Origin of the sequence: Hamadaea flava (assembly GCF_024172085.1) — a bacterium.
In the GTDB taxonomy this organism is placed as follows: Bacteria; Actinomycetota; Actinomycetes; order Mycobacteriales; family Micromonosporaceae; genus Hamadaea; species Hamadaea flava.
On sequence record NZ_JAMZDZ010000001.1, the window covers coordinates 4,121,360 to 4,139,521 of the forward strand.

Here is an 18,162-nt window from a genome sequence, read left to right on the forward strand (position 1 = left end):
ACGCCGTCGGTTATCCGGCTTCCGGCAACCCGGCGATCAGCTCGATCAGCCCGGCCTCGTCCAGCAGGTCGACCGGGCGCACGGTCACCTTGTCCGCGACGTAGTAGAACGCCGCCCGCACCTTCGCCACCGGCACCCCAGCGAGCGAGGCCCAGGCCAGCCGATACGCGGCCAGCTGCACCGACGCGGCGGTGGCGGCCAGGCCGGCCGGGCGTCCCCCGGTCTTCCAGTCGACCACGTCGTAGGTGCCGTCCGGCTCGGCGAACACGGCGTCCATGCGGCCCCGGACCACCACTCCACCCAGGACCGTCGCGAACGGCACCTCGACCTCGGCCGGCGTACGCTCGGCCCATTCGCCGGCGAGGAATGCCTCCTGCAGGGCGGCCAGCCGTTCGTCGTCGGCCGCGTCGGCGTCGGCCGACCCGGGCAGCTCGTCGACGTCGAGCAGCCGATCGGCCCCGAACCGTTGTTCCAGCCAGAGGTGGAAGGCGGTGCCGCGGCGGGCGTACGGGTTGGGCCGGTGCGGCAGCGGACGCCGGAGCGACCGGGCCAGGTCCCGCGGATCCCGGCGCAGCATGACGAGCTGCGACACCGACAGCTGCCGGGGCACGGGCACCTCGATGACGTTGCCCGTACGCCGTTGCAGCGCCCGCTCGGCGAGCAGCAGCTCGACCTCGTGTCCCCAGCGTTGCGCCTGTTCGTCGGCGAACCCGGACACCTTCCGCTCGGCCTGCCGCCCGATCCGGGACAGCCCGTCCCCGGTGACGTCGAGGTAGGACCGGACGAGTTCGCCCGCCGCCGCGACCACCGGCCGACGTCGGCCCAGGGGATCCTGCGGCCATTCGATCTCAGCCGTCGCGCCCAGCGCCGGGTTGGTCTCGTCGGGGCCGGGCGGCGGCGCCCAGACCTCCACGATCCCGTCACCTTGGCGGCACAGCTCGGCGACCTCCGCCAGGAACGGCGACGGTCCCCGAGGGCGTACGCCGTCGCCCCACCACGCGCCGCTGGCCAGCAACCAGCGCCGGGGGCGGGTCACCGCCACGTACGCCAGCCGCCGTTCCTCTCGTTCGTCGTGCTCGCCCCATTCCGCCCGGAACTTCTCGACCGCGTCCCGGAGCGCCTTCTGGTCGGCGTCCGCGCCGGTCGGAACCGCGAGCGCGGGCAGACCGTCATGGTCGCCACGCAACGGGAACGGCAGTACGCCGAGCCCGTCGAGGTAGTGGTCGCTGTTCTTGGTCTTGCCCGGCCACACCCCCTGGGTCAGCCCGGCCACCGCGACGAGGTCCCATTCGAGCCCCTTGGCGGCGTGCGCGGTGAGGAGCTGGACGGCGCCCTCGACGACCTCGACCTCGCCCGGGGCGAGCCCGCGTTCCTCCTCCTCGGCGGCGCGCAGGTAGGCCAGGAACGCCGACAGCGTCGCGCCCTCGGTCTCGGCGGCGAACCGGGCCGCGACGTCGCCGAAGGCGTCCAGATGCGCCCGGCTCAGCGCCGACTCGCCCCCGCGCAGGAGGACTTCGACCTCCAGTCCGCTGGCCCGTTCGATCTCCGAGATCAGGTCCGGCAGCGGCTGGTCGAGGTGCTGCCGCAGCTCGGCCAGCTCCTTGGCGTACCGGCGGAAACGGATGTAGCCGTGCGTCGAGTAGGCCGCCGGATCGCCGAGATCGTCGAGCGCCTCACTCAGCGCCGCCTCGTCGAGCCGGTCGGTCACGACGGGTTCGGGATCTCCCCGACGGTCGGCCGCGATCTTCCGGGAACGCCGGTGCAGCGCCACGAGATCCCGGGGACCGATCCGCCAGCGGGGTCCGGTCAGCATCCGCAGCAGCGACGCGCCGTCGGCCGGATCGGCCAGTACGCGCAAAGTGCAGACCACATCGCGTACCTCGGGAGTGTCGAGCAGGCCGCCGAGGCCGACCACCTCGACGGGCAGTCCCCGGGCCCGCAGCGCCTGCTCGATCGGCTCGATCTGAGCGCGTACGCGGACGAGGACGGCCGTGGTCGGCGGCGGAGCCGTCACATTTGCCCGCTCCGCTTCGTCGGCCACCTCCTGCCAGATCTCGTCGATCCGGCGCGCGATCCACTCCGCCTCGTCCTGGGTGGTCTGCGTGAGTGCACAGTGGACGAATCCGGTGCGCCCGTCGCCGCGCAGCGCGGTCACCCGGGCGCCCCGCTGCCGCAGGGGCTCGGAGACCGCGTTGGCGACGTGCAGGATCTGCTGCCGGTTACGGAACGAGCGGCTGAGCGCCATCGCGGTCGCCGGACCGCCCCCGGCCTGACGGAAATCGTCGGGGAACCGGTCCAGGGTGCCCGCGCTCGCCCCGCGCCAACCGTAAATGGATTGGCCGGGATCGCCGACCGCGGTCACGGGGTGGCCGCCGCCGAACAGCGAGCGCAGCAGCACCACCTGCGCGTGACTCGTGTCCTGGTACTCGTCCAGGAGCACCACGGTGAACCGCTGCCGCTCGATCGCGCCGACCTCGGGATGGTCCCGTGCCACTCGCGCCGCCCTCGACAGCTGATCGCCGAAGTCCATCGCCTCCAACGCCGCTTTGCGTTGTGCGTACAAGCGGATCATGGGCATGAGCGCGAGGCGCGCCCGCTGGGTCGCGAGCAGAGCTTGGACCGGGGCGTAGACGCGGCCGGGCAGGCCGGTCAGCTCGGCCGAGAAACGGCCGGTCCACGCGGAAAGCTCGTCGGGGCCGACCAGATGTTCGGCCATCTCCGCGGCCAGGTCGAGGACGGCCTTGGTGACCGTCGACTTGGCCTTGTCCACCGCGGACATGTCGCCGTCGTACGCCGCGACCACCTCGTCCGCGAGCTGCCACGCGGCGGCCTGGGACAGCAGCCGCGCACTGGGCTCGAATCCGGCGCGCAGCCCGTGCTCGGCGACGATGCGCGCCGCGAACGAGTGGTAGGTCGAGATCGTGGGCTCCCCGGCGCCCCGGTGCGGACCGGGTTCGGGCATGCGCCGGCGCAGCTGCCCCAGCCGCAGCCGGACCCGATGGGCCAGCTCACCGGCGGCCTTGCGGGTGAAGGTGAGGCCGAGGATCTGCTCCGGCCGCACGTGCGAGTTGGCGACCAGCCACAGCACGCGCGCAGCCATGGTCTCGGTCTTGCCCGAGCCCGCGCCCGCCACCACGAGCAGTGGTGCGACCGGGGCCGAGATGACCCGGGCCTGCTCGTCGGTGGGCCGGGTGAGGCCGAGCCGGGTCGCCAGCTCGTGCGGGGTGAACCGGGGACCGGAGTCGAACAGGCTCACGGCTCCACCACCTGCCGCCCCTTGCCGGAGACCGGGCAGCTCGGCCGGACCGGGCAGACCCGGCACTTGTCGTTGGCCTTCGCCACGAAGGTCGACGCGGCCATGGTCGCGCCCGTCTTGCGGACCATCTCGGCGGCCCACTCCGGGTTCTCGACCACGCCGATCGCCTCCTGGATCTGCTCCCGGGCGTCGCGGCGCTCACCGCCGAGCTGCACCAGGGCCGCGCCGCCGGACTCGGCGCCCTCCTCGAACGCGCCCGCCTCCACCGCGACCTGGTACGCCCCCAGCTGCGGATGCTCCGGCAGCTCCTGCGCGGTGGCGACCGTGCTGGCCCCAGTCTTGAGGTCGATGACGACGAGCCGGCCCTGGTCGTCGACCTCCAGCCGGTCCACCCGGCCCTTGAGGTCGATCGGGCGGGCCTCGTCGTCGGTGACCCGGACGAGGAAGTCCCGTTCGATGGAGAGCAGCCGTCGCGGGTTGACCGCGATCCAGCGAACCAGTTTGTCGATCATCTGCTCGGCCTTGTGCTGCTCCCGGGGGGCGAGCCACTTGGCGGCCAGCTCGATGACGTCGAACCGCTCGTTGACGTACTCCATCAGGGCGGCGCGGTCGACGCTCACGTCGTCGGCCAGCATCGCCGCCGCGTGCACGAGGTTGCCGACGCCCTGGGCGAAGCTGTCCGGCGCCTTGCCGCCGTGCCGTTCGAGCAGCCAACGCAGGCTGCATCGCAACGCGGACTCCATCGTGGACGGTGTGACCACGACGGGATCGCCGTCGTCGGCCAGCGGCCGGTCGTCCGACAACGGCGGCAGCCCCCACCACTGGTCGGGATCGGCCCCCGGTACGCCCGCCGCCGCCAGCCGGGCCAGCTGCACGGCGGCCGCCTCCCGCTTCCGAGGCGGCGTACGCGGACTGGTGATGGCGATCCGCAACTCGGCGACCAGGGCGGGCAACGTGAGCGCCCGTGGCGGCTTCTGGACGGGGAGGTCCTCGGCCTCCTCCGGCTCCCGGTCATCGGCCGCGGCGACGTCCTCGCCGGCCAGCTCATAGAGGAATCGGCTCGGGCGCTCCTCACCGCTGTCCCCGCCGACCGCTCCGGTGTCGACCGCAGTCACCAGCAGCCGCCGCCGCGCCCGCGTAATCGCGACGTGGAACAACCGCCGTTCCTCGTCGAGCAGCGCCGCCGACTGGGCGGTCACCACCTCCCGCTGGGTCTCTCCAGCCCGTTCGGCGAGGACGTCCACCAGTTGCTCGGAGCCGAGCAGACTGCCGCGTAGCCGCAGGTCCGGCCAGATGCCTTCCTGCACCCCGGCGACCACGACGACATCCCACTCGAGCCCTTTCGCGGCGTGCGCGGTGAGGAGGCGTACCGCCTCGCCCCGGTCGGCGTTGGGCGCGAGGCTGTCCGCCGGAAGCTGCTGACTCAGCACGTGTTCGAGGAACGTGTCGAGCTTCGCGCCCGGCAGCCGGTCGGTGAACCGGGCGGCCGCGTCGAACAGCACCACGACGGCGTCGAGATCCCGGTCGGCGCCCTCAGCCCGCCGTCGCTGATCCGGCCCACTCGCCGGGGTAGTGGCCAGCGCGGCCCAGCGCTCGGCCAAACCACTGGCCCGCCACACGTTCCAGAGCACGTCCTCGGCGGTCGCACCGGGGCGGGCCGCGGTCTCCCGGCCGGTCGCCAGCAGCTGCGCGATCCGGCTGGCCGGGGCGGCCCATCTCTTGTCGATCACGGCCAACTCGGTCGGATCACGAAGGGCGTCGACCAGCAGTTCCCCGCTCGGCCGGGGGTCGCCGGCGGCATGGGCCAAGGCGCGCAAACCTTGGCGCAGCTTGCGCTCCCCGAACGGGTCGGCCCCGCCCAACGGCGAATGCAGCAGCGCGACCGCCGTCTCCTCAGTCAAGTCCTCCGGCTTGAGCGCGCAGCGGAGCAAGGTGAGGAACGGGCGTACGGCAGGCTGCTCGTGCAGGGGCAGATCCTCGGCGAGCACCACCGTCGGCACCCCGGCCTGACGCAGCCCACGCTGGAGACTGACCAGCTGCACCGCGGTGGACCGCTGGATCACCGCCATCTTCGACCAGCTCACACCGTCGACCAGATGGGCCTCGCGGAGCCGATGCGCGATGTACGCCGCCTCGCTCGCCACGCTGCGAAGGCTCACCACCTCCACCGCCCTCTCCTGCAGATCACGGTTACGCAGGGGTCGGTGGCCGTTTTTAGGCTGCGGATCCGTGATCTGCCGCTCAACGACAGCGGCGGTAGGCGGGGAGACGGCAGGTATGACGCGGCGGTGGGACACGCCGACGCCGGCCGAGGCGCGAAGGCGTACGGAGATCCGGGCGGCTGCGCCGAGGAGCGCCTCCGGCGCCCGGTGATTCACCCCGAGCAGTTGCACCGGCGCGTCCGATCCGTCCACCCGGGGGAAGCTCGCTGGGAACCTGCCGACGAGGGCCGGATCGGATCCCCGGAAGGCGAAGGTCGACGAGTCGGGGTCGGCCAGGGCGACGACGGTCGCCCCGCCCCCGGCCACGAGTTCGAGCAGCTCGACCTGGGCGGGGTCGGTGTCGGCGTACTCGTCGACGTAGACCGCCCGCAGCCGGCGTCGTTCAGCCGCCAACCGAGCGGGGTCATCACGCAACATCGCCGCCGCCGCCCGCACCAACTCGGCCGGGTCGTACGCCGCCGAACTCCGGGTCGTCGTCTCCCGCAGTGCCAAGACCTGCTCGTACTCGCCGAGGAATTCGGCCGCCGCCAGCCAGTCGGCCCGGCCGTGGCGTACGCCGCGCTCGTGCAGCCCGTTCGGGCCGAGCCCGCGTTCCGCCGCCCGTTGCAGCAGGTCCCGAAGCTGTTCGGCGAAGGCCCGCGTACGCAGCGCGGGGCGTACGTCGTCGGGCCAGGCGACCTCGCCGTCCTCCAGCAGTTCCCGGATGACGAGGTCTTGTTCAGGCCCGGTGAGCAGCCGGGGTGCGGGCTCGCCTCGCGTCGCGGCCGCGGCCCGCAGCAGGCCGAAGGCGTAACCGTGGAAGGTCCGGACCATCGGTTCGCGGATGACGCGGCGCTCGGCGACGGCGCTGACCCGGGCTTCGATCCGCCGGCGCAGCGACATGGCGGCCCGCCGCCCGAACGTCAGAATCAGTACGCCTTCCGGATCGTCGCCGTCGGCGATGCGCGTGGCGACCGATTCGACGAGCACGGTGGTCTTCCCCGTCCCCGGACCGCCCAGGACGAGCAGCGGACCCTCCCGATGGGCGACCACGCGAGCCTGCGCCTCATCGAGCACGGGCGCGCCGGCGGTGGCGGCCGCGGGCCGCACCAGCCGAAACGTGCTCATGGCTCGCCGGGTCACGGCTATATGCAACCACGGCGGTGCGACGCGCCGACGGACCCCGGCCCGCCGTCGCCGCCGCGCCCGGCATTCGGGGTCCTCATGCAGATCACGGTCACGCATGCCTCAGCCAGCCAAGATCGCCTGCGTAACCCTGATCCGCAGCGAAAAGGCCGCCCCGACAAGGCGGGCGAAAGGGGCAAAGGAGGAATCGCGCAAAAGCCCGATCGGCCCAGGCATGGCGGAGACCGGGCCGATCGGACCTATGACATCCAATAGCACTCCGGAATCGGTTACAAGACCTTCAGGCCAACTGATTCCGTCGTCGCAGGAAGAATCCGTTGAACCCGCCCGTGTCGTCAGCGCGACTGCGGGTACGGCCAGGCGTTCGGGACGCACCCGTCCAGGCCGTAGTACTGCGGCATCATCGCTGGCGCCGGTCGGCCCCGGCCGGGACAGCCCGCGTGCCCGAACCCGAGAAAGTGGCCGACCTCATGGTTGACCACGAGGTGCTGATAGTCCCGGAGACGGCCGGCGTACGGGGGGATCGCAAGCAACCAGCGGCGCAGGTTGATCACCACATTGCCGCCGGCTCGGCAGGAGACCTCGCCGCTCGTCTGGATGCCGGCCGCGCCGCAGATCTTGTCGACCGTCGCGGGCGTCGCCAGCTTCACCACGAAATGGTGCGGCTCGCCCGGCCCGACCCGCCGGAAACCCCAGCGGCCGCGGGCGGTCCAGCTCCGCGGATCGGCTAACGTCGCCTCGACCGCGGTCGCGAAATCGGCGGCGGCCAGCCCCGCACCGGTCTCGACCGCGACCTGGTAGGCGTGCACGAGGCCACGGCCCACCACCGGACCGTCGCCCGGCGCGATCACGAACTTCCCGGTCCCGCTCTTCGGCCCACCCGAGGTCTGGCGGGCCGCCACGGTCACCACCGGCGCCGCGGCAGACCGGCTCTTCTCCACCACGGGTACGCCAGACGCACTTTCCGGATTCCGGGCGCGGCCGGCGGCGTACCCGAGGAATGCGAGAAGGACCAGCGCGAACAGGGCGAGAGCCAGCGCGCGGGACTTGTCAGTCACGCGGCTCGGGCTCGGCGGGGGTTTCGACCGGCACGGCCGGGATGCGACGCTGCGCGACGACGACGCGGATGCGCTGCCGCATGGCCGCGCGCCGCTTCAGCATTTCGGTCCGGCTCAGCACTCTCGTCCCCTCCACCGCCAGGCTGTACCCATTTAAAGCGGTCGGCAACCGCTTTTGGTTGCCCGACGCGCCGGATGCGGTTAGCTGACACTTAGCGGGATAAGTTCTTGAGATGAGCAACCGAGAACGCCACTCCGGAGCAGTGACCCTCCGCGGCTCGGTGACCCGGTCGAGCACCGCTGACCAGGCGTTGCTCGACTCGCGCGGCCGGCCCGACTGGAAGACCAAGGACGCGTGGCGGACGCTGCGCATCCTCAGCGAATTCGTCGAAGGCTTCGAGACGATGGCGGACCTGCCCCCGTCGGTCAGCGTCTTCGGATCCGCGCGCAGCGCAGAGAACAGCGCCGAATGCCGACTGGGCTACGAACTGGGCGGCGCACTCGCCCGCGCCGGTTATGCAGTCATCACCGGGGGCGGGCCCGGCGTGATGGAAGCGGCGAACAAAGGCGTCGCCGAAGCCGGCGGCCTGTCCGTCGGCCTCGGCATCGAGCTGCCGTTCGAGCAGGGCCTCAACGACTGGGTCGAACTGGGCATCGACTTCCGCTACTTCTTCGTGCGCAAGACCATGTTCGTGAAGTACGCCCAAGGCTTCGTCGTCCTCCCCGGCGGATACGGCACGATGGACGAACTGTTCGAGGCGCTCACCCTGGTCCAGACCCGGAAGGTGACACAGTTCCCGGTCGTGCTGATGGGGACGTCGTACTGGGGCGGTCTGATCGACTGGCTGCGTACGACGATGCTCGGCGAGGGGAAGATCAGCAAGGAGGACCTCGACCTCATGATGCTGACGGACGACGTCGACGAGGCCGTCAACCACATCGTGAACACCAGCGAAACCGCCCCCTAGCCCGACTCCCTCTCCCCCACGCCCCCCGTTGTTTTCCGCGTGATCATGAACTAACGGTCGTGATCGACCGGTGTGTCGTGTCCCTGCGACCCTGATCGTTCCCACGCCGCCCTGATCAACGGCGGGTGCCGTCGAGGCGGTCGGCGGCTGCGCTCAGCCGGTCGCCGAGGAATGCCTTGTGCTCCAGCACTTCGAGGTCGATCTCGGCTCGGCGTTTGCGCAGCACGGCGGCCCGTTCGTCCATCTCGTGGGCCAGATCGTGCTCGAAGGTGGCTTCGGCGTACCGGAGTCGCTGGTCGACGAGGCGGTCGTAGGTCGTGGTGCCGCCGACGTACTTCACGAGGATCGGCATGCAGTCCACCAAGATGAAGAACAGGCGTACCGCCCAGATCCCCAAGGCCAGCGTGATGTTCAGCCCCGCCAGCTCGTGCAGCGCACCCAGCCGTTCCAGCAGACCGATCGGACCCTGGTGGCTGCGGGCCTGCTCCACTCGCGCCGCGATCTGCCGACCGCGCTCCTGCTCGAACGCCGCCTGATTCTGCTGGGCCGCACCTTCTAATGTGGAGATCTGCTGGCCGAGTACGCCGAGCCGGGCGGTGTTCGCCGCGATGCGGTGCGTCTTGGCGTACTCGTCGGCTTCGCCGCGCAGCCGGTGGCAGTTCGGCCCCTCGCCGACCCGGCCGGTGAGCCCGGCGCCCCTCGTCCCGTTGCACTCCCGGCGGGCCAGCTCGTTCAGCTCGGCGTACCGCTTGGCGTCGGCGGTCACCTGCGCCTTGAGCTCGGCCGCGTCCGCGCGTACGGCCGCGAGCTGCTGGGTCGTGGCGACCGGGGTCTGGCCGAACGAGAGCACGTCGGTCGAAGTGCATCCGGCGGGCGGCGGAGCGTCCGGCGCGGTGGGCGCCGGGTTGCACTTCTTGAGCCGCCCGGCGAGGTCGGCGAGTTGTGCGGCTCGCTCGTCCCGGATGTGCTGTTCGACGGCCGTCTGGAAGACCCGCAGCACCAGCGGCTCGGCGATGATGATGCCGAACAGGACCGCCATGCCGATCCGCATGAACAGCACCGGCAGACGTTTGCGGCCCTCGCCGCCGATCCGGCTGGAGACCAGCCAGCGGTCGACGCTGAGGATGAAGAAGAACCACACCAGGACCGGGATGACGGCCCAGCCGCTGGTGACCCCGACCGCCTGGGTGATCGCGAACCACATCGAGAACGCGGCGATCGTCGCCGTCCCCAGCACGACGCCGCCGAGCGAGGTGTACCAGGCTCGCTCCTGCGGGGCGTACGCCAGCAGCTTCTCGTCCACTCCGGCCAGTGCACGCAGGCGCCGGCCCAGGTTGAGCGGCGGCGGCACCGGTACGCGACGCTTCGGCCGCTCCCGGGTCTCCGCGCGTTCCGGCTTCGCCTGCTGCCCTTGGGTCTCTGAGGCCGCCGACTTCTGGGTCTCTGAGGCTTCCGGCTTCTGGGTCTCTGAGGCTTCCGGCTTCTGGGTCTCTGAGGCTTCCGGCTTCTGGGTCTCTGAGGCCGCCGACTTCTGGGTCTCTGAGGCTTCCGGCTTCGCCGGGACCTCCACAGTTTCCGGTTCCTCGCCGCGTTCCGCGTTCTCCCCCATCGTTCCCCCTCGTCCGGCGGCCGCAGCGGGCCGCACCGGAGAAGACGCTCAACGACGGTCGATTGGTTGGCGCGACCGTTGTCGATCATCGACCTGCGGGAGTGATCAGGGCCGGGGGGACACGACACACCGGTCGATCACGACCGTTAGTTCATGATCACGCGGAAAACACGGGGCTGGGGGTTAGCGGGAGAGCCAGGTGCGGAGGGTGGTGGCGGATTCGACGATCTTCACGATCTCGACGTGTTCGTCCACCTTGTGGGCGAGGTTCGGGTCGCCCGGCCCGAAGTTCAGCGCCGGTACGCCCAGCGCGGAGAACCGGGCCACGTCGGTCCAGCCGAGTTTGGCGGCGGGTGTGGTGCCGGTCGCGGCGATGAACGCGGCCGCGGGCGGCAGGGTGAGGCCGGGCAGGGCGCCGGGGGCGGAGTCGGTCAGCTTCACGTCGAAGCCGTGGAAGACGTCGACCAGGTGTTCCAGGGCCTCGTTGACTGACCGCGACGGGGCGAACCGGTAGTTGACCTCGATCTCACAGCGGTCGGGGACGACGTTGCCGGCCACGCCGCCGGTGATGGCGACCGCGTTGAGGCCCTCCCGATAGAGGCACCCGTCGATTTCGACTTCCCGCGCCCGGTACGCGGACAGCCGCGCGAGGATCTCCCCGGCGGCGTGGATGGCGTTGACGCCGAGCCACGACCGGGCCGAGTGCGCGCGCTTGCCTTCGGAGCTGACGATCACACGCATGGTGCCCTGGCAGCCTGCCTCGACGACGCCGTAGGTGGGTTCCAGCAGGATCGCGAAGTCGGCGGCCAGCAGCTCCGGGCGTTGCTGCGAGAGGATGAACAGGCCGTTCCGGACGGCTTCGACCTCTTCGGCCTCGTAGAAGAGGTAGGTGACGTCGAACTTCGGCTCGGTGACGGTGATCGCCAGATGCAGGGCGATGGCTGTGCCGCTCTTCATGTCCGAGGTCCCGCAGCCCCACATCAGCTCGACGCCCTCGGCGGTCATGGACGGGTGCGACGGGAAGTTGCCCGCGATCGGCACGGTGTCGAGGTGTCCGGCCAGCACCACCCGCGACGACCGGCCCAGCTGCGTACGCGCGACGACGGTGTGGCCGACCCGCTCCACGGTCAGGTGGGCGCACGTACGGAGGGCTGCCTCGACCGCGTCGGCGATCTCCTTCTCGTTCCCCGAGACGGACTCGATGTCGACCAGCGCGCGGGTCAACGCCACGGGGTCGGCGAGCACCTCTGAAGTAAGAACGTCAGCCATGACCGGTAGCCTAGGTGACCGTGAGCAGACTCGATGACGCAGCTTGGGGTCATGGCCTGGCCACCGTCACCGCCGACGGGCAGGTTCTCGACGTGTGGTACCCGGCCGGGCAGTTGGGCCTCGGCGCGCCCGGCCCGAAGCCGGCCTACGCCACCGACGTCCAGAAGCCGCTGGATCTGAAGGTCGTGCAGGTGGAGACGGTCGTCGGCAGCCTGGCCGAGTCGCCGGCCGACACCGCCGACGCGTACTTGCGGCTGCACCTGCTCTCGCATCGGATCGTCAAGCCGCACCAGGCCAACCTCGACGGGATCTTCGGCGCGCTGGCCAACATCGCCTGGACGAGCCTCGGCCCGTGCCCGGTGGACCGGGTCGACGAGCTGCGCTTCGAGGTCCGGGCGGCCGGCGGGCACCTGGCGGTCTACGGGGTCGACAAGTTCCCCCGGATGACCGACTACGTGGTGCCGAGCGGGGTCCGCATCGCCGACGCCGACCGTGTCCGCCTCGGCGCCCACCTGGCCGAGGGCACCACGGTGATGCACGAGGGATTCGTGAACTTCAACGCCGGGACGCTCGGGACCAGCATGGTCGAGGGCCGGATCGTCGCCGGCGTGGTCGTGGGCGACGGTTCCGACATCGGCGCGGGCTCGTCGATCATGGGCACGCTGTCCGGGGGCGGTAAGGAGATCATCTCCATCGGCAAGCGCTGCCTGCTCGGCGCGAACGGCGGCATCGGCATCTCGCTCGGCGACGACTGCGTGGTCGAGGCCGGCTGCTACATCACCGCCGGCTCGAAGATCACCCTGCCGGACGGCCGGGTCGTCAAGGCCCGCGACCTGTCCGGCTCCAGCGGCATCCGCTACTGGCGCAACTCGGTCACCGGCGCGCTGGAGGCCACGCCGCGCGAAGGCCACGGCATCACCCTCAACTCGGCGCTCCACAGCAATTAGGTGGTCGACTCCCTCACCCCACGAGGGGTGGCCGGCTTGCTGGCCACCCCCGGGTGTGAGCGCCGCTCACGGCTCGTCGCCACCGGCGTCGACCTCGACTCGCTCGCCGTCTCGCTCGGCGGCGAGGAGGTCGGTCAATCGCCGTTCGCCCTCGCCCGGTCCGCGCAATTCGAGGCCCGTCTCAAGAGCCAGGGATACGCCGAACTCCGCGACCTGATTCAGCGACATCTCGGCATCGAGGTGGCCGGCGCAGTGGCCTCCGATCTGGCGAGCTGTCTCGCCGACCGGACGCCCCGGCTGCACATCCTGGGGCCGCAGCGACTCGGCTGGCCCGGTGGCGGCCTGGAGACCGACGGCCTGCTCGTGGTCTCCGGGGAGACGCTGCACCTCGTCGGCGTACGCACCTATGCGATGGTCGGCGAGGTCGCCGATCCGGCCAAGGTCGCCGCCACGTCGCGGGAGCTGGCGGTCGAGATCGTGGCGCTGCGTTCCCAACTCCCAGAAGTGGGGCGCTGCTCTACGCGTACCCTCCTGGTGCTGCCGAAGAACTTCGGGCTGAGCCCGACCGCCGCCGTGCTCGACGTGGCGCCCCAGGTGGCCCGCGTGCGGGCGTTGTCGACGGGTCTGGAGTGGGGCGGCGAAGCGCCGGAGTGGAGCGAGCTGCGCCCGAAGTTCGGCGACGGCTGCCCGCAGTGCCCGATGATGGGGGCGTGCGCCGGGGAACTGGTCGAGCAACGGCGAGTGGCGCGTCTCGGCAGCGCGGTGGCGAACGTCGTCGGCGGCACGGTGGACGAGGCGCTGCTCGACCCGCCGCCGGATCTCGGTGTGCGGCAACGGTTGCAGGCCATGCGCGACGGCCGCTCGGTACGCCGCACCACCCGCCGCCACGTCCATCTGCACGACAGACCGCTGGTCGTGGTGGGCTATCACCTGGCCGGCGAGCCCGCTGCGGTGCTGGCGCTCCACTATGGGACATCACCCGAGGACGGCAAGCTCCTCGTCGCCGCCGAGCCCCGGGACCGTGAGCAGCGGCTGGCCCTCCTGCGGGAGTTCGCCGCCGATCTGAGTTCCTATGTGGAGGAATTTGCGGCGGTCGAGCCGATCGTCCGGCGGGACATGACGGTCGTGGAGTGCGCAGTCGACGCGCCGCAGCTGATCACGCCCAACAGCGCGACCGCGCAGTGGCTGACCGACCTGCTCGCCCGCTACCTGCGCGGCTCCGAGGACCTCGCGGCCCAGCATCTGAGCTGGTTCGGGTCGCGGCGCGTACTGCCCGGGTCGTCGGTGACGACCGCCATGACGGATGTGCTGACGACGCACTGGGCGACCGGCCAGCTGCCCGCCGAGGATGTTCACCTGCCGTCGCTGCTGTCCTGGCTCGGGGAGACGGTCGACGATGTGCCGATGGGGCCGATCCCCGACCCGCACTGGGACTCGGGCGTACTCGCGCCGGCGCTCGGCGCGCCCGGCCTGGTCACCGCGGCCGTCTCCGGCCCGTTGGCGACGGCGTGGTCCGCGACGTGGCGTTCGCTGGGACTCGTCCGGGCGGAGCTGCCCGAGATCGGCGCGCACGTCGGTGACCGGTGGGAACGCGATCGCTGGTCCTTCACCCGGCACCGGGAGCGCGTCGCCGAGGGGACGGCTTCGGTCGCCGCCCGGCTGTCCGGCGTACCGGCGTTCCGGTTCCTGCATGAGCTGGAGACCCGCACGGTCGCCCTCGAACGGCAGATGGCGCTCGACGATCCGCTGGTCATGACGGGCTACCTGATCAGCGGGGACGCCCTGAGCGGCACGGTGTCCAAGGTGGACCGGGAGCACACGCTCGCCTCGCCGACCGGGCGCGAGCTGCTGCGTCCGCGCATCTGGCTGCACAGCGACGCGGAGTTCGGCCGCCCGCTCGGGACGCAACTCTGGCTCGCCACCGATCCCCGCGTGATGGTGACGGTGACCGCTGTCGAACCGGGCGGCGTCGAGCTGCTCGTCCAGAAGGGCGCGGTGCAGCGCAACGCCCTCGGGCGGCTGCCCCAGATCGGCGAGGAGGTCGTGTTCGCGCCGTTCGGCGGAGAGGACGCGTTTCCGAGCCGGCTGCCCGAACAGCTCCCCTGGCAGTTCGGCACCGCCTCCCCCGACCCCGCCGACGCTCCCGCCGACCCCGCCGCCGATGAGCAGCAGATCACGGATGTGCAGGCTACGACGGCCCAGGTTCGCATGCGTAACCGTGATCTGCCGCCTACGCCCGGGACGGCGGAAGGCGGTGGCGCGAGTGAGTGAGGCGCGGGCGGCGCACGAGGGGGCGGTCGACGAGATCTGGCGGCTGCTCACCTCCGGCGAGCGGACGGTCGTCGTGGACTCCCCGCCCGGCGCGGGGAAGTCCACCCTGGTCCGGGAACTGACCCGGCGGCTTCTGGCGGACGGCGTACGTGTGCCGGTGGTGGTGCAGACCAACGACCAGGCGGACGACCTCGTCGGCGGGCTGGTCCGCGAGCTGGCCGAGGCCGGGCTGCCCGCCGAGGTGGGCCGGTTGCATGCCAGCGGCTGGGAACCGCCGACCGGATTCCCCCGCCGGGGCGTACGCACCAGCGCCAAGCTCGCCGAGCTGGCCGGCTGCCCGATCGTCGTCGCGACCGCCGCGAAATGGGCGTTCAGCCCGGGTGAGACGTTCGAGCTGGGGATCATCGACGAGGCGTACCAGATGTCGGCGGCAGCGCTGGTCCGCGTGGGCGACCTGTTCGACCGCCTGCTGCTGGTCGGCGACCCCGGTCAGCTCTCCCCGTTCACCGTCGCCGACGAGCACACCGTGCGGTCGCTGTCGGCCTGGCCGCTGTCCACCGCCGCCGGGGTCGTGCTCCGCCATCACCCCGGTACGCCGATCGTCCCGTTGCCGGTGAGCTGGCGGTTGGCTCCGCACACCGCGCCGGTGGTGTCCGACGCCTTCTACGTCCGGCCGTTCCGCGCCGGGGTGGATCCGGGCGTACGCCGTCTCGAAGTCCCGGCCTCGGCGCATCCTGCCGTGCGGAGCGCTGCCGAACACGGCTGGGGACTGCTGGAACTGCCTTCGGCGTACCAGCCGAGAACTGATCCGGAGATGGTGGCCCACCTGGTCGAGCTGGCCCGCGGTCTGTGCGCCGGGGCGGCCGTGACCGCCGACGAGCGGCGCACACGGGGGCTGAAATCGCGCGACATCGCGATCGGGGTGGCGCACACCGACCAGCGCGACCATGTCCGCGCGGCCTTGGACCGGGCGGCGTTGCCGCAGGTCACCGTGGACACCGCCAATCGGCTGCAGGGCCGCCAGTTCGAGATCACGCTGGTCTGGCATCCGCTGTCCGGCCGCCGCGACGCGACCGCCTTCCATCTGGAGACCGGGCGGCTGTGTGTGCTCGCCTCCCGGCATCGCCAGGCCTGCATCGTGGTGACGCGCGCCGGGATCGCGTCCCAGCTGCACGAGTTTCCCGCCGCCGAGCCGGTTTGGCTGGGGTCGGACCCGCCGCCGATCGACGGCTGGGCGGCCAATCTGTCGTTCCTCGACCATCTGGAGAAGTTCCGAGCTTGACCTTGAGCGCGCTCTAGCTCGTAGCGTCGCCCTCATGCAGACAACGACACTCGGAAACACCGGTACGCAGGTCAGCAAGCTCGCCCTAGGGTGCATGTTGATGGGGACGGCGACCTCCGAGGCGGACTCCGTCGAGATGCTGCACCGCTACGTCGACGGCGCGGGCGGCAGCTTCCTCGACACGGCCGACTGTTACGCCTGGTGGAGCCGTCCCGAGTCGCAGGGCGGCGAGAGCGAGGAGTTGCTCGGCCGATGGTTCGCCCAGACCGGGCGGCGCGACGAGATCTTCCTCGCGACCAAGGGCACGGCGCTGCCCCGGGACCTGCCCGGGCTGTGGTCGAACCCGCAGGAGCCCGACTGGGCCAAGGCCCGGCAGCAGTTCGCCGGCGCCTCCCGAGCGGCGCTGACCTCGGCGCTGGAGGCGAGCCTGCGACGCCTGGGCACAGACTATGTGGACCTGTACTACGTGCATGTCGACGATTTGGCCACGCCGCTGGAGGAGACGCTCGAAACGCTGGCGGGCTTCGTGACCGCCGGCAAGGTGAAGCACCTCGGCTGGTCCAACGTACGCACCTGGCGGCTGGAGAGCATCCGGCAGCTCTGCGACCGTTACGGCTGGCCGGCCCCGGTCGCCGTCCAGCAGCAGCACTCGTACCTGCGCCCACGGCCCGGCTCCGAGTCGGCGTCCATCGTCGGCTACGACCAGCTCGACTACCTTCAGCGGCACGCGCAGACTCTGGTGGCGTACTCGCCGATTTTGAAGGGCGTCTACGACGTCCCGGAGAAGCGGACCACCTCGCACGTCATGACGGAGTACGCCGGACCGGACACCGACGCTCGGTTCGCCGCTGTGGAGAAGATCGCCGCCGAGGTCGGGGCGACCCCGAACCAGGTCGTGCTGGCCTGGTTGCTCCGGCAAGACCTCGTGACCCTGATCGGCCCGCGGACGCTGCCGCAGTACGACTCCGCGGTGCCGGCGGTCGGGCCGTCGCTGACGGACGCGCAGGTCGCGTACCTCGACGCCGCCTGAGTTCCCGCTCGGAGCGGCCGCTGGGCGAGCGGCCGCTCCGGAGTGGCCCTTCACAGGGCGCAGACCCTGGTCTAGCGGCATATAGACGGTTGCGATACCGTACAGCCTCACCGTCCAGATCGGCCGGAACACGGGGAGGCCGTCCCAGTGACCTTGCGCATCGCGTACCTCGGGCCGCCGGGCACGTTCACCTATCTGGCCGCGGCGCAGCTCTGGGAACGGACCGACGAGTTGCTGCCCAGCACCACTGTGCCCGAAGTCATCGACCGCGTCCGCTGGGGCGACTGCGACTTCGGCGTCGTCCCGGTGGAGAACACGGTCGAGGGGATCGTCACGGCCAGCCTCGACCAGCTGGTCTTCGGCAGCGGAGACGTCGTCGTCCTGCGCGAGATCTCGGTGCCCACCACGTTCCACGTGTACCGCGCCACCGGGGCGTCCGGGCCGCCGACCGGCATCGCCAGCCACCCGCACGGGCTCGCGCAGTGCACCCGATACGTCAACGCCGCCGGGCTGCCGACGAGGGTCTTCCAGTCCACGGCCGCCGCAGTCGAGGCTGCCGCCGCCGACCCGGGGCTGCTGGCGATCGCCGCCCCCGACCTGGCCGGCCGATACGCGGTCAGCCTCGTCGACAGCGGGATCGAGGACCACCCCGGCGTCGTCACCCGGTTCGCGTGTCTGGGTTCCCGGCGTCGGCAGGCCGACCTGCCCGCCCCGGACGAGGGGCTGAGCTGGAAGACGCTGCTGGCACTCACCCCGGCCACCCGGCCCGGCACCCTGGCCGACGTCTGCGTCCAGTTCTCCGACCAAGGCGTGAACATCCTGTCGTTGACGTCGCGTCCGCTGCCGGGCTTCGCCGGGGCGTACGTCTTCGTGCTGGCGCTGGCCGACACGCGTACCTCGGCGGGGTTGGCCCGCGCGGTCAACGGACTCCTCTACACCGGCGTACGCGTCAAGTTCCTGGGCAGCTTCCTCTCGGACCACCTGCTGCGGCCGTCCCGGCCGGATCGGCCGTTGTCGGCGCCGGCGGGCAGCTTCGGGCTCCGGGATCTGCACGAGGTCAGTGCGGTGTTCCCGGGCCGCCCCTAAGCTCGGCACGAGACCGACCGCCGCGCTGGCATACTCGTG

The 18,162-nt window shown here is 71.4% G+C and carries 12 protein-coding genes; 6 read left to right on the top strand and 6 right to left on the bottom strand.

Features of this window, described 5'->3' with window-relative positions; all coding sequences use genetic code 11:
- Positions 1-10: 10 nt before the first annotated feature.
- The 4 genes from HDA40_RS19365 to HDA40_RS41585 form a co-directional block, all read right to left on the bottom strand.
- Positions 11-3,256 (bottom strand): ATP-dependent helicase, encoded by a 3,246-nt coding sequence (locus HDA40_RS19365; protein ID WP_253757861.1) that lies wholly within the window; start codon positions 3,254-3,256, stop codon positions 11-13.
- Positions 3,253-6,585 carry an ATP-dependent helicase gene (locus HDA40_RS19370; protein ID WP_253757862.1) on the bottom strand — a complete coding sequence of 1,111 codons (3,333 nt, stop codon included), beginning with the start codon at positions 6,583-6,585 and terminating at the stop codon, positions 3,253-3,255. The genes HDA40_RS19365 and HDA40_RS19370 overlap by 4 nt, the downstream gene beginning before the upstream one ends.
- 353 nt (positions 6,586-6,938) lie before the next feature.
- Complete coding sequence (locus tag HDA40_RS19375) at positions 6,939-7,661, bottom strand: DUF3152 domain-containing protein (RefSeq protein WP_253757865.1); 723 nt, start codon at positions 7,659-7,661, stop codon at positions 6,939-6,941.
- The gene (locus HDA40_RS41585; RefSeq protein ID WP_275978266.1) at positions 7,654-7,782 is read right to left on the bottom strand and encodes a hypothetical protein; all 129 of its coding nucleotides are present in this window, start codon (positions 7,780-7,782) and stop codon (positions 7,654-7,656) included. The genes HDA40_RS19375 and HDA40_RS41585 overlap by 8 nt, the downstream gene beginning before the upstream one ends.
- Before the next feature lie 112 nt (positions 7,783-7,894).
- On the opposite strand from HDA40_RS41585, the gene HDA40_RS19380 reads away from it, so the two are divergent.
- Positions 7,895-8,629 (top strand): LOG family protein, encoded by a 735-nt coding sequence (locus tag HDA40_RS19380; protein WP_253757867.1) that lies wholly within the window; start codon positions 7,895-7,897, stop codon positions 8,627-8,629.
- 115 nt (positions 8,630-8,744) lie between these two features.
- Here the strand turns inward: HDA40_RS19380 and HDA40_RS19385 are convergent, their stop codons facing one another.
- Positions 8,745-10,238, bottom strand: a complete 1,494-nt coding sequence (locus HDA40_RS19385; protein ID WP_253757869.1) for a DUF4407 domain-containing protein — start codon at positions 10,236-10,238, stop codon at positions 8,745-8,747.
- Positions 10,239-10,421: 183 nt separating this feature from the next.
- Positions 10,422-11,507, bottom strand: coding sequence for a succinyl-diaminopimelate desuccinylase (gene dapE / locus HDA40_RS19390; protein WP_253757871.1), 1,086 nt, complete (start codon positions 11,505-11,507; stop codon positions 10,422-10,424).
- Between the two features lie 20 nt (positions 11,508-11,527).
- Here dapE and dapD point away from each other — a divergent pair, with 20 nt between their 5' ends.
- The 5 genes from dapD to HDA40_RS19415 all read left to right on the top strand — a co-directional run bounded on the left by dapD (position 11,528) and on the right by HDA40_RS19415 (position 18,123).
- The gene (gene dapD / locus HDA40_RS19395) at positions 11,528-12,454 is read left to right on the top strand and encodes a 2,3,4,5-tetrahydropyridine-2,6-dicarboxylate N-succinyltransferase (protein ID WP_372502892.1); all 927 of its coding nucleotides are present in this window, start codon (positions 11,528-11,530) and stop codon (positions 12,452-12,454) included.
- Positions 12,455-14,725, top strand: coding sequence for a hypothetical protein (locus HDA40_RS19400; protein WP_253757876.1), 2,271 nt, complete (start codon positions 12,455-12,457; stop codon positions 14,723-14,725).
- Complete coding sequence (locus HDA40_RS19405; RefSeq protein WP_253757878.1) at positions 14,718-16,007, top strand: AAA family ATPase; 1,290 nt, start codon at positions 14,718-14,720, stop codon at positions 16,005-16,007. Before HDA40_RS19400 ends, HDA40_RS19405 begins: the two co-directional genes overlap by 8 nt.
- A gap of 34 nt (positions 16,008-16,041) precedes the next feature.
- Positions 16,042-17,037 (top strand): aldo/keto reductase, encoded by a 996-nt coding sequence (locus HDA40_RS19410; protein ID WP_253757880.1) that lies wholly within the window; start codon positions 16,042-16,044, stop codon positions 17,035-17,037.
- A 147-nt stretch (positions 17,038-17,184) separates the two neighbouring features.
- A complete protein-coding gene (locus tag HDA40_RS19415) occupies positions 17,185-18,123 on the top strand; it encodes a prephenate dehydratase (protein WP_253757882.1) in 939 nt (312 codons plus the stop codon).
- The last annotated feature ends 39 nt before the right edge of the window (positions 18,124-18,162 follow it).

Excerpts from the sequence above, each read along its gene's own strand:
- HDA40_RS19370 (WP_253757862.1), bottom strand. The coding sequence starts at position 6,585 with ATGAGCACGTTTCGGCTGGTGCGGCCCGCGGCCGCCACCGCCGGCGCG.
- HDA40_RS19410 (WP_253757880.1), top strand. The coding sequence starts at position 16,042 with ATGCAGACAACGACACTCGGAAACACCGGTACGCAGGTCAGCAAGCTC.
- HDA40_RS19385 (WP_253757869.1), bottom strand. The coding sequence starts at position 10,238 with ATGGGGGAGAACGCGGAACGCGGCGAGGAACCGGAAACTGTGGAGGTC.
- HDA40_RS19380 (WP_253757867.1), top strand. The coding sequence starts at position 7,895 with ATGAGCAACCGAGAACGCCACTCCGGAGCAGTGACCCTCCGCGGCTCG.
- dapE (WP_253757871.1), bottom strand. The coding sequence starts at position 11,507 with ATGGCTGACGTTCTTACTTCAGAGGTGCTCGCCGACCCCGTGGCGTTG.